The following is an 11547-nucleotide window of genomic DNA, read 5'->3' on the forward strand; positions in this document are numbered from 1 at the left end:
CTGTGTCCTCGGTGATGGCCGGTCGGGGGACGACCGGTCGGCCCCTTCGGGTGGCCCGGGGCGCCACGGACGGGGGCAACGATGGACAACGGCTGGACGGTACCCGGATACACGCAGGTCCGGGAGCTCGGCGCGGGCGGCAGCGGCAGGGTCGTGCTCGCCGTCCACGACGGCACGGGCACGGCGGTCGCGGTGAAGTACCTCTCCGAGCAGCTCCGCCGCGACCCGGCCTTCGTCCGCGAGTTCCGGGCCGAGGCCCGGCTGCTGGGCGGGCTCGACTCCCCGTACGTGGTGGGTCTGTACGAGTACGTGGAGGCGCCGGGCGGCGCCGCGATCGTGATGGAGCTGGTCGACGGCATCTCCCTGCGGGCCCTGCTGAAGCGGTCCGGCCGGACGGACGCGGAGGCGGCGCTGCTGGTGCTGAAGGGCTCGCTGCTGGGCCTGGCCGCCGCCCACCGGACCGGCGTCGTGCACCGTGACTACAAGCCGGAGAACGTCCTGGTGGCGGCCGACGGCTCCTCCAAGCTCGTGGACTTCGGGATCGCGGCGGACCGCGGCAGCACCCCCGGGGTCGCGGGCACGCCCGCCTACATGGCCCCCGAGCAGTGGCAGGGGCATCCGGCCTCCCCGGCGGCCGACGTGTACGCGGCGACGGCGACCTTCTTCGAGTGCCTGACCGGCCGCAAGCCCTTCGACGGGGAGAACTTCGCGGAGCTGGCCGTCCAGCACGTCGAGGCGCCCGTCCCGGAGACGGAGGCGCCCGAGCCGGTCCGCCCGTTGATCCGTCGCGGTCTGGCCAAGCGGCCCGAACAACGGCCGGCGAACGCCGAGGCCTTCGTGGCCGAGCTGGAGCAGGTCGCGCTGGCGGCGTACGGACCGGACTGGGAGGAGCGCGGGCAGCGCAAGCTGGCCGCGCTGGCCGCCCTGCTCCCGTTGCTGTTCCCGTCCGCGGCGCCGGCCGCGGCGGGCACCACGGCGGTGGCCACCACCTCGATCGGTCACTCCTCCGCCTGGACACCGGGCCGCGGGGGCTGGATCGCGGCGGGCCTGGCACTGGTCGTCGGCGCCGTACTGGTGCTGACGACGGACGCGATCGGCGGCACGGCGCCCGGGGCCTCGGCACTCAGCTCCTTCGCGACGAGCAGCGCGGCCCCGCCCGGACCGGCCTCGCCGGGTCCCGGCCCGACCGCGTCCCCGTCCTCCTCGACCTCGCCCTCCCCCTCCCCCTCGCCGAGCGCGAGCCCCTCCGCCTCCCCCTCGCCCAGTGCCTCGATCACGGCGAGCCCGACGTACTCGCCCACCACGACGCCTTCGACGAGCCCGACGGTGTCCTGGTCCCCGACGCCGACGCCGACCCCCACCCCGACGCTCCGGGTGACCAAGCTCGACGTGTCCCTGCGGCCCGGGGTCTACCGGGGCGACGCCACCGTGTCCCTCGCGACGCAGGGCACCGGCTCGGTGACGGTGGTCCTGGAGTGGTTCCTCGGCGACGCCCCGGGCAGCCGCGCGGTCGCCGACGGCACGGAAAGCTTCACCGTCCCGGCCGGCTCCGCGCCGGTGGTCCGGACGCACGCCTTCAGTCGGGGGCGGGGCTGTTACGGCACCGTCCGGGTCACCACGAAGCCCGCTTCGGGCAGCGGCTCGGCGTCCGACTCGCAACTGCTGCTCCGCTGCCAGGTCCAGGAGGTCCCCCGATGAGCGACTCCCCCACCCGGCGCGAGGGCGAGGACGCCCCGACCCTGCGCGAGGTCGGCGCCGAGGGCGTGACCCTGCGCAAGACCGACGACGCCCCCACCGTGCGGGAGGCCGAGCCCGAGGCCCTCACCGTGCGGGAGGCCGCGCTCGGGTCGCCGGCCCCGGGCCGGGGCGAGCCCGAGGCCCTCACCGTGCCGGAGGGCGGCCCGGTCGTCGTGGCCCCGCGCGCGGAGGACGACGGCTACAGCGCGACGGTCCTCGGCAGCCACTGGTTCTCCGGGCCGCCGCCCCCGGCGGACTCCGCCCCCGACCGGGTGGAGGGGTCGGTCATGCGCTTCGGTCCCGGGGTGACGGCGTCCCTGCCCGCACCGTTCCCGGTGCTGCCCGGCCCGCCGCGGCCCGCCCGGCGGCGGCTCGGATGGCGGCGCTACACCCTGGCCGTGGTGGTCCTGGCGGCGGTGCTCGCCTACCTGGGCTGGCAGCGGTTCGGGCCCGCCGTCGAGGTGCGGGACGTGGCGGTGACCACCGATCCGCAGGGGCCGGCCTGCGACTCGGCGGCCGATGTGGTGGCCGTCGTACGGACGAACGGGCGCCCGGGCGTGCTCACCTACCACTGGCTCCGCAGCGACGGGACCACCTCGCAGGAGCTGACGGAACGGGTCCCGAGCGGGCGGCACGAGGCCACGCTGCACCTGCTGTGGACCTTCCGGGGCACCGGCACCTACCCGGCCCGCGCCGAGGTCCTCGTGACGTCCCCGTCCCGCCACTCGGCCGCCGTGGAGTTCACCTACGCCTGCCGCCCCTGAAGGCCGGGGAGCCGGATCACGGCGAGGCCGCCGTCGAGGTCGACGCGGGAGTGCGGGGGCGCGCCGTCCTCCTCGTCGTCGCGCATCACGAGGGCGCTGCGCCGTTCCTTCAACTCGTGCTGTTTGCCGGGCGAGAAGCTCGCGTGCAGCTGCTCGAACCCGGTGGAGGAGATCTGGCCCTGCCGTCCGCTCCACCGCCACGGCAGCATGCCCGCCCGGCCCGCGCGGACGAGCGCCAGGTCCAAGAAGGCCATCGTGGTGAGCACGATCGCGAGGCCCGGCAGTGTCATGAAGACGGCGAAACCCATGGCCCGACCGTAGCCCGCCGGTCGTCCGGGGGGCACAGGCCCCGCTCCCGATCGGGCCGGCCCGCTCCCCGGCCCGGGTCCGGGCGTCCGGGCGTCCGGGCGTCCGGGCGTCCGGGCGGGACCTTCGGCCCCCGGCGACGGGACCCGTTCCCGTACTTTCGGCCGGGTGCGGTGTGGCCGTACGGCCGAAGCCCGGACACCCCGCCCGCTGGTTGACTCGTAGATGTTGACGAGGGCGTACAGGACGCCCTCCGGCACCCTGCGTGTCACGTTCCAGCCGGCGAACACCCCAACCGGAACGTGACCGTCCCGCACGGATGCCAAGTCCGCGCGGGAGGCCCGCAGCCGCTTTGGGGAGTGGCTGCGGGCCGTTTCGCATGTCCGTCCCCCGCCGCAACCGGGGGACGGAGTCTCTGGGAACCAGGCGCCTCAGAACCGCGCGTGCGCGGTGATGTCGGCCTGGAACTCCCCCGTCATGGCCGGGGTCACGGTCGGCCGGCACTGGGCCACGGCCGCCAGGTAGTCCCGCGTGCTCGCCCCCAGTTGCGCCGCCGCCGCGCCGCGCGCGCCGACCGCCTCCAGGTCCCGTTCGAAGGAGACCTGGGCCGCGATCCGGGCCGCGTGCTCGATGTCGGCCGGGGTGAACAGCTCGGTCGCCGCCACCAGCGCCGCCACGTCCACGTCGGCGCGTCCCGCCGTGTAACGGGACCAGATCGCGGCGCGCGCCCCGGCGTCCGGGGTGCCGATCGGGATCAGGTAGTCGAAGCGCCCCGGTCGCAGGAAGGCGGGGTCGAGGGAGCGGATGGAGTTGGTCGCGCAGACCAACAGCCGCTCGTCGCCCTCCCGGAAGCCCGGGATGAGCTTCAGCAGCTCGTTGGTCACCCCGTGCATCCCGCCGGGCTGCGCGGGCTCGCTGCGGACGGGCGCTATCTCCTCGACCTCGTCGATGAAGACGAGGACCCGCTCCAACTCGGCGATCCGGGCGAAGGCGTCGCGCAGCGCCGTGGCGAGGTTGCCGCCGTCCGCGAGGCGGGAGGGCAGCAGTTCCACGAAGGGCCAGCCGAGCCGGGAGGCGATGGCGCGGGCGAAGGTGGTCTTGCCGGTGCCGGGCGGCCCGAAGAGGGTGATGGCGCGCGGCGGGCGGACCCCGTGCGAGGCGGCCCGTTCCGGTTCGGCGAGCGGCAGGACCACGCGGCGTTCGATGAGGTCCTTCTCCGTCTCCATGCCGGCGACCTTGGTCCACAGGTCGTTGGGCAGGAAGCGGCCCCCGAGGTCGTCGAGGAGGCCGGCGGCCGGTCCGTGCAGCGGCTCGGTCTTCTCGAAGTAGGCGACGGCGGGCTGACGGGTGTAGCCGGCGTTGAGGAGTCCCTCGCCGAGGAGGTCCTCCTCGGGCAGGACGTACGCGATCCTGCCGACCCGGGCGGCGATGAGCCGCCGTTCCAACTCGACGAGCAGGGCGCTGGCGAGGCCCCGGCCGCGCCAGCCGGCCGCGATGGCGATGCGCATGACCCAGGCCCGCTCCCCCGTCACACAGGCGAGGGCGGCGCCGATCGGGACTCCCTGGTGGACGGCCACCACGCAGGGCTGGCGGTCGGTGAGCGCGCTGATGCACTCGGCGAGCGAGAAGACCGACTCCTGGCCGAGTTCCGCCGTGGTGTCGATCAGATGGACCACTGCCGCGAGATCGCCCTCGCGGTAGTCGTGGATGAGCCAGTTCACCGGGTACCGCCCCTCGTTCGTACTCCTGCGGCGAGGCTAGGGGCGGGAGGGGCCGGCGTTCACGCTCCGTCGTGCACAACAGGCCGTCCGGAAACCGTCCGCGACGTCCATAGACTGGTGCGATCCGCCCGAACATCAGCCCGAGGATCCGCCCGCCTTCATGACTTCTCACATGTCGACCGGTCCACGGCGCCCGTACCTCGTCTGGCTGTTGCCCGCCCTGTGGACCCTCGGCCTCGGCCTGTGGGGGCTCTCCCGGCAGGACAGCGTGTGGCGGGACGAGGCCGCCACCTGGCAGGTCGCCGGACGGTCGACGGCCGAGATATGGGCGATGCTCGGCAACGTCGACGCCGTCCACGGGCTCTACTACCTGCTCATGCACGGCCTCTTCGAGGTGTTCGGGGCGAGCACCACCACCCTGCGGCTGCCGTCCGTGCTCGCGTGCGCGGGCGCCGCCGTCTGCGTGGCGCTGATCGGCCGCCGGCTGGCCGGGCCGTGGGCCGGGATCGCGGCCGGGACGGCGCTGGGGCTGCTGCCCGCCGTGCAGTTCTACCTCCAGGAGGGGCGGCCCTACGCCCTGGTCGCGGCCGGGGTCGCGCTGTCGACCCTGCTGCTGGTGTCCCTCCTCGGGAACCGACCGGCCGGCCGGCGGACCCGGACGCGCTGGACGGCGTACGGGTGCCTCGTGCTGCTGTGCGCCCTGCTGAACTGGCTCTCGCTGCTGGCCCTGCCCGCGCACGCGGCGACCCTGTGGTGGGTGCGGGTCGGGCGCGGGGTGTGGGCGCGCTGGGCCGTCGCCGGGGCGGGCGCGGTGGTGGGGGCGCTGCCGCTGGTGCTGTTCAGCCGGGGCCAGTCCGACCAGGTGTCCTGGATCCCCCCGCTGACCTGGCACATGATGATCGGTCCCGCCCTGCTGCTGGTGGTCGGCGCCCCGGGCGCGTGGGCCGACCGGCCGACCCGGGGCCGGGTGTCGGCGGCGGCCGTCGGGCTGCCGCTGCTGGTGGTGCCGCAGTCGGCGCTGATCGGGATCTCGCTGGCGCAGCCGCTGTTCCTGGACCGCTACGTGCTGTTCTCCATGGTCGGTCTGTCCCTGCTGATCGGCGCCGGGCTGGGAGCGGCCGTACGGGCGGCCCGGCCCCGGCTGCCGCGCGCGTCGGCCCTGCTCGTGCCGGGGGTGATCGCGGTAACGACGCTGGCCCTGCTCCCGGTGGAACTGGCCAAGCGGGACCCCGCCAGCCGCGTGGACGACGTGCTCCGCGTGGCCGGCGAGGTGGCCCGGCTCAAGCGGGACGGGGACGCGGTGCTCTTCGTACCGGCCGCGCGGCGGGACACCGCCCTGGTGTCGCCGGCGGCCTTCGCGGGCCTGGCCGACGTGGCGCTGGCCGACGCCCCGGCCGCCTCGGGGACGTTGAAGGGCGAGGAGGCGGACGCGGCCCGGATCCGGGCCGCCCTGCTGGAGCGGCGCCGGGTGCTGCTGGTCACGGACGCGGAGGGGGTGGCGAAGCCGCCGGGGGCGCGCCGCGACCAGGTCAAGGCGCAGGTGCTGCGGGAGCGGTTCAGCGTGGTCGAGGACCGCCAGGTGCGGGGGCGCCGGGTGACGGTGTACGAGCGCCGGGACTGAGCCGCCCCGGGGGAGACCGGGAGGACGCCTGGGCGCCGGTTCGGGATTCACAGCGTATTCATACGGAGATCCGGGCGGTGGACACAGTTTCACCGGGAAGGCTCGGGTGCATGATCCCGCGCATCCTCCCCCGACAGGCCGGCCGTCACCGCGCCCGGCGTGCGTCCCGGATCCTGCTCGCGTCGGCCGCGATGGCCTCCCTGCTGAGCGTGGACCTGCCCGACGCCGTGGCCCTCCCCCCGCTGGGGGTCACCGCCGAGGCCCTGCCCGATCCCACCTCCGCCCGGGTGGGCGCCCTGTTCGCCGACGACCTCGACGGCGGCCACTTCTGCACCGCCGCCGTGGTGCGCAGCGCCGACCGCGATGTGATCGCCACCGCCGCGCACTGCCTCGACAACCCGGACACCACCGTCTTCGCCCCGGGCTACCGGGACGGTGCGGCCCCGTACGGGACCTGGCGGGTGACGGGCGTCTACATGGCCCCGGAGTGGACGGACGGCGAGGACCCCGACGACGACATCGCCTTCGCGACGGTGGTCCCGGTGGACCGGGGCGAGTCCGGTGGCGCGAACGTCGAGGACGTCGTCGGCGGGTTCCCGGTGGCCACGGAGCAGCCGGACGACGTGACGGTGTCGATCGTCGGCTACCCGAGCGCCGAGAGCGCGCCGCTGCGCTGCTCCAACACCACCGGCCTCTTCTCCCCGACCCAGCGCCGGATCGACTGCCCCGACCTCAGCGGTGGCACCAGTGGCAGCCCGTGGCTGGCGAACGGGGCCCTGACGGGGGTCCTCGGCGGGTACGAGGGCGGCGGTACGGTCCCGGAGGTCTCGTACAGCGCGGTGATGGGCGACCAGGCGTTGGAGCTGTACCGGGAGGCGGCGGTCTCGGCGGGCTGAGCGGGCCCTGGAGGTCCCCCGGCCGTGATCCTGAGCCGACCGGGAGCCGTTCCCCGCGCTCCGAGCCGCTCACGGGGTCTCGGGCTCCGCGCTCCAGGCGAGCTGGTGGCACTGGGGCAGCTGGGTCGGGGTGAGGCCGGTGGTGGCCTTGACCACGTGATTGAAGTGGGCCTGGTCGTGGTAGCCGGCGAGCCGGGCCACGGCGGCCAGGGACAGTCCCCGGGCCTGTAACCGCAGAGCGTGCGTGAAGCGCAGCACGCGGGCGATCTCGCCCGGCGAGCGGCCGATCTGCTCCCTGAAGCGGCGTTCCAGGTGGCGGACGCTCACCAGGGCTCCGGCGGCCAGCCGGTTCACGCGGATCCGGCCGCGGGTGCGGTGCAACTCGTGCCAGGCCCACCGCACCTCGGGGGCGACGGACGGCCCCCGCCCCAGGAGTTCTCCGAGCAGCGTGTCCAGGACGCGGCCCCGCCGGTCCGGGTCGGCGGCCTCCAGTTGCTCCGGCAGGTGGCGCAGGGAGCGGGGCAGCAGGTGGGAGAGGTCGAATTGCGGCTCGCCCCACTCGGACATGGGCATGCCGAAGAGCTCGTACGCGCCCATGGGCCGCATCCGCACCACGACTCCCCGCACCTCCCCCACGTGCTCCGCCCTGACGGCGAGGGTGGTCGGCAGGTCGACCCGGGAGAGACCGGCCCCGTAGGGGCGCTCACCGGACACGGATTCGGTGTGGACGGGGGCGGCGAAGCCGAAATTGATGGTGGCGACGGTATTGGGAATCACGAGGCGAGTACGGACCGAGTTTCCGTAATAGGCGTAGCCGGAATACTCGGTGACGATTCCGGCCAATGCCGCCGTCGGTCGAAAGAGCAGGTGCGGAGATGCTTTTCCAGGGTCGGACATGACAGACGCGTGCCTCTCGAACGGGTAAATGGCCGGAATCGAGGTGATCATGCACAGTCGATCATGACCCTGGCCCCACAGAGCGACAACACGGTCTTGCGCCATCTTGACGCGAACGTACAGGCCATTTCCCGGGCCGCGAAAAGAGTCGGAACTATGAATTCCGAATCGTGTCGCATTCTTACAATGCAATCCCTTCCCCGGCCGCCCATGCTGATCAGGCACTCGGCACGGGCCGTTCGAGGCTTTCGACACTCGACGCTCGGCGCCGAAGAATGTCGAACGGCCCAGGATTTCGACTTCCACGGAAGGTGTTCCGCATCATGCGCACGAAAATCATGCTCGGCCTGGCCACCACCGCCCTGCTCGCCGGCCTGCCGGCCGCCGGTTCGGCCTCGGCCGCCACGGCCTCGGAGACCGGGACCACCGGGGTCACCGCCGTCCGCAGCTGCCCGCCGGAGCAGACCTACGACGACATCCAGTGCACGATGGCCTACAACGGCTCGTCCTGGTACAAGGGCGACTGGGTCGCCGTCCACCGCGGTCGCGACGGCAACAGCTGGGTGAACGGCTACTCCAACAAGAGCGGCGTCTTCCGCGTCACCCTGCGCAACGGCCGGGGCAACTACGTCGCCTCCGGCTGGGTCGGGGGCAACGCCGGCAACGGCGCCTCGGCCGGCGCGGTGGCCACCGTCCCGACCCTGTCCGGCGCCATCGAGATCAACGGCGGCGCCTCCCGCCTCACCGTCAACGGCTGACCGACCACGTCCCGCTCGCGCCGTTCCGGGGCCACGGGGGTCCCGGAGCGGCGCTCGGGGTCGATCGCCCGCCGGTGGCCGTCAGCCGTCGGTCGTCAGCCGTCGGCCGGCTCCGGCTCCGGCGCGGCGGTGGGAGCCTCGAACCAGGTGGGCTCGTCCAGCAGGCAACGGCGTACGCGCTCCAGGGCGAACGGCTCCAGCGGCGGCAGCGCGTCCGTCTCGAACCAGGCCACCTCCAGCAGCTCCCCGTCGGCGGAGCGCGCCTCGCCGCCGGTGGCCCGGCAGCGGAAGGTGATGTCCTGGAACTGGCAGTGGTCGCCGTTGGGATAGGTGATCGGCGCCAGCATCTGGACGAGGACGACCCGTTCGGGAACGCACCGCACCGCGGTCTCCTCGAAGACCTCGCGCACCGCTGTGTCGGCGGGCTGCTCCCCCGGTTCCGCGATACCGCCGATCACCGACCAGCGTCCGGTGTCGGCCCTGCGCCCGAGGAGCACCCGGCCCCGGTCGTCGAAGACGACGGCGGTGACGCCGGGCAGCAGGAGCAGCAACTGTCCGGCGCCGGCACGGATGGCGCGGATGAAATCGGGTGTGGTCATGGCCCGACCCTACGAGGGCACGCGGCGGACACCGTCCTCATGCGGCCCGGCGGGCGCGAATCCGGCGGAACAAGGCCGCCCCGAACCCGCCGGCGGCCAGGAGAACCAGCGCGTACTCGGGCAGCGGGCCCAAGCGGGTGGCCGGGGTCTGCGTGGAGCGCAGCGGGATCTCGGTGACGAGGGCGTCCGCCGTGAACATCTTCGTCTGCTCGACGATCGTGCCGTCGGGCCGGATGACGGCGCTGACCCCGCTGGTGACGGGGACGAGCACGGTCCGACTGTGTTCCACGGCCCGGATCCGGTCCATGGCCAGCTGCTGGTAGGTCATCTGGGAGCGGCCGAAGGTGGCGTTGTTGCTGGGGACGGCGATGACCTGGGCCCCGGCCCGCACGGTGGAACGGACGGCGTCGTCGAAGGCGGCCTCGTAACAGGTGACCATGCCGACTCCGGAGCCCGCCATGTCGAAGACGCCGGGCTCCTTGCCGGGGCCGAAGTCACGGCGCACCCGGTCCACGTCCGAGCTGAACAGCCGGACGAAGGACCGCATCGGGATGCGCTCGCCGAAGGGCTGGATCTTGCGCTTGTCGTAGGTGTCGACGGGGCCCTTGACCGGGTCCCACAAGATCATCGTGTTCCGCAGCGGCCCGGTCTCCGGGGCCAGTACGGAGCCGATCGCCACGGGCACGCCGATGGTCTTGACCGCGTTGTCGATGACGGCGTAGGCGTCCGGCTGGGTGTACGGGTCGATGTCGGAGGAGTTCTCCGGCCAGACGACGAAGTCGGGCCGGGGGGCGCGACCGGCCTTGACGTCCTCGGCGAGCTGGAGGGTGCGCTTGGCATGGTTGTCGAGGACCTGCCGGCGCTGGGCGTTGAAGTCGAAGCCGGCGCGCGGCACGTTGCCCTGGATGACCGCGGCGACGGCGGTGCCGTCCTCGGCCGCGTCGGAGACGAGCGGGCGGGCGGCGAGGCCCGCCCCGATCGGCGCCACGACGGTGAGGACGGCGAGGACGGCGGCGCTCCGGGCGGGCCGGCCGCGTACGACGCGGGCGGCCTCGTAGAGCCCGAATCCGCACAGGGCGACGGCGAAGGACAGCAGCGGGGTGCCCCCGAGGGCCGCGAGCGGCACGAAGACCCCGTCGGCCTGCCCGAAGGCGAGCCTGCCCCAGGAGAAGCCGCCGAAGGGGGCGCGGGCGCGCAGGGCCTCGCCCGCCACCCACACGGCGGCGGCGAACACGGGCCAGGCGGGCAACCGGCCGACCAGGCTGATGCCGAGGCAGGTGAGGCCGATGAGGAGGGCTTCGAGGGTGACGAGCGCGATCCACGGCACCGGGCCGACGCCCTCGCTGGTCCAGACGAGCAGCGGCAGCAGGTAGCCCAGCCCGAAGACGAACCCGATCCCGAAGCCGGCCCGGGCCCGCCGTCCGCGCAGGCAGCCGCCGAGCAGCGCGAGCGCGAAGGGGGCCAGCCACCACAGGGGGCGGGGCGGGAAGCTGAGGTAGAGCAGCACCCCCGCGAGGGCGGCGAGGGCGGGCCGCGCCAACCAGGCGCCCTTGCGGGCGGAGCCGGTGGCGGCCGGGGCTTCGGAATCCGTACGTCCGGCACGCTCGACGGGCCGCGGGGGCTCGCTCTCGGCGGCGCGGGTGACACTGCTGCTCATCTGGCGGAGTGTACGTCCCCGCACGCCGGGCCCCGGTAAGGCGGCCGGGGCGCGGCTCAGCGGGCGAGGGCCCGCAGGTGGGTGCGGATGACGCGGACGGCGTTCTCGGCGTCGTCCACGGTGAAGGTGAAGGCCTTCCCGTCCCCGAGCCGCAGGACCACGGCCTCGCCGCGCCGGACGATGACGGCGGTGCCCTTCTCGGGCCGCCACCGGTAGCCCCAGCCACCCCACTGCTGCGGGGTGACGCGGGGCAGGAACTCGGCGTCGGTGACCTCGGTCAGGCGGATGGTGCGGCGCGGGAGGCCCATGTGGCCGCAGCGGACGTCGACGGCCTGGGAGTCGACCGTGACGGCCACGTGCACGAAGGCCAGGGTTCCGTAGAGGATCAGGAGCCCCGCCGCGAGACAGCCGATCACGGACATGAACAACGGGGCGGAGCCGGAGCCCCAGGCGTTGTCGACGGCGAGCTCGACGCCGAGCGCGATGAAGGCGGCACCGGCCGCCGCGAGCACCCACTGCACGCGGTTGGAGGCCCGGCCCGTCCAGAGGGGACCCGGGGGGTGAACCGTCATGTCCAGAGCGTACCCACCT

11 protein-coding genes are annotated in these 11547 nt (G+C 74.0%); 5 read left to right on the top strand and 6 right to left on the bottom strand.

Features of this window, described 5'->3' with window-relative positions:
* Window positions 1–81: 81 nt before the first annotated feature.
* Together ACIOD1_RS12405 and ACIOD1_RS12410 are read left to right on the top strand one after the other, a co-directional pair.
* The gene (locus ACIOD1_RS12405) at window positions 82–1698 is read left to right on the top strand and encodes a serine/threonine-protein kinase (RefSeq protein WP_401901846.1); all 1617 of its coding nucleotides are present in this window, start codon (window positions 82–84) and stop codon (window positions 1696–1698) included.
* Window positions 1695–2501, top strand: coding sequence for a hypothetical protein (locus ACIOD1_RS12410; protein ID WP_401901848.1), 807 nt, complete (start codon window positions 1695–1697; stop codon window positions 2499–2501). The genes ACIOD1_RS12405 and ACIOD1_RS12410 overlap by 4 nt, the downstream gene beginning before the upstream one ends.
* On the opposite strand, the gene ACIOD1_RS12415 is transcribed toward ACIOD1_RS12410, so the two are convergent.
* Both ACIOD1_RS12415 and ACIOD1_RS12420 read right to left on the bottom strand, forming a co-directional pair.
* A complete protein-coding gene (locus ACIOD1_RS12415; protein WP_365623605.1) occupies window positions 2483–2809 on the bottom strand; it encodes a DUF6191 domain-containing protein in 327 nt (108 codons plus the stop codon). The genes ACIOD1_RS12410 and ACIOD1_RS12415 overlap by 19 nt on opposite strands.
* Window positions 2810–3238: 429 nt before the next feature.
* Window positions 3239–4528, bottom strand: a complete 1290-nt coding sequence (locus ACIOD1_RS12420; RefSeq protein WP_365623607.1) for a bifunctional GNAT family N-acetyltransferase/ATP-binding protein — start codon at window positions 4526–4528, stop codon at window positions 3239–3241.
* 160 nt (window positions 4529–4688) lie between these two features.
* Here ACIOD1_RS12420 and ACIOD1_RS12425 point away from each other — a divergent pair, with 160 nt between their 5' ends.
* A complete protein-coding gene (locus ACIOD1_RS12425) occupies window positions 4689–6149 on the top strand; it encodes a hypothetical protein (protein ID WP_401901850.1) in 1461 nt (486 codons plus the stop codon).
* 110 nt (window positions 6150–6259) lie between these two features.
* Window positions 6260–7045 (top strand): trypsin-like serine peptidase, encoded by a 786-nt coding sequence (locus ACIOD1_RS12430; protein WP_401901853.1) that lies wholly within the window; start codon window positions 6260–6262, stop codon window positions 7043–7045.
* Between the two features lie 69 nt (window positions 7046–7114).
* Here ACIOD1_RS12430 and ACIOD1_RS12435 read toward each other — a convergent pair whose 3' ends face one another.
* On the bottom strand, window positions 7115–7822 hold the full coding sequence (locus tag ACIOD1_RS12435; RefSeq protein WP_365623613.1) for a helix-turn-helix transcriptional regulator: 708 nt from the start codon (window positions 7820–7822) through the stop codon (window positions 7115–7117).
* A 443-nt stretch (window positions 7823–8265) separates the two neighbouring features.
* On the opposite strand from ACIOD1_RS12435, the gene ACIOD1_RS12440 reads away from it, so the two are divergent.
* On the top strand, window positions 8266–8700 hold the full coding sequence (locus tag ACIOD1_RS12440; RefSeq protein WP_365623615.1) for a hypothetical protein: 435 nt from the start codon (window positions 8266–8268) through the stop codon (window positions 8698–8700).
* Between the two features lie 95 nt (window positions 8701–8795).
* On the opposite strand, the gene ACIOD1_RS12445 is transcribed toward ACIOD1_RS12440, so the two are convergent.
* The 3 genes from ACIOD1_RS12445 to ACIOD1_RS12455 are packed head-to-tail and all read right to left on the bottom strand — an operon-like array spanning window position 8796 to window position 11528.
* Window positions 8796–9299 carry an NUDIX hydrolase gene (locus tag ACIOD1_RS12445; protein ID WP_401901855.1) on the bottom strand — a complete coding sequence of 168 codons (504 nt, stop codon included), beginning with the start codon at window positions 9297–9299 and terminating at the stop codon, window positions 8796–8798.
* A 37-nt stretch (window positions 9300–9336) separates the two neighbouring features.
* Window positions 9337–10956 (bottom strand): apolipoprotein N-acyltransferase, encoded by a 1620-nt coding sequence (gene lnt, locus ACIOD1_RS12450; RefSeq protein ID WP_401901856.1) that lies wholly within the window; start codon window positions 10954–10956, stop codon window positions 9337–9339.
* Window positions 10957–11012: 56 nt separating this feature from the next.
* On the bottom strand, window positions 11013–11528 hold the full coding sequence (locus ACIOD1_RS12455) for a hypothetical protein (protein ID WP_365623621.1): 516 nt from the start codon (window positions 11526–11528) through the stop codon (window positions 11013–11015).
* Window positions 11529–11547 lie beyond the last annotated feature (19 nt).

Origin of the sequence: Streptomyces sp. NPDC088097, from assembly GCF_044741845.1 — a bacterium.
GTDB lineage: Bacteria > Actinomycetota > Actinomycetes > Streptomycetales > Streptomycetaceae > Streptomyces.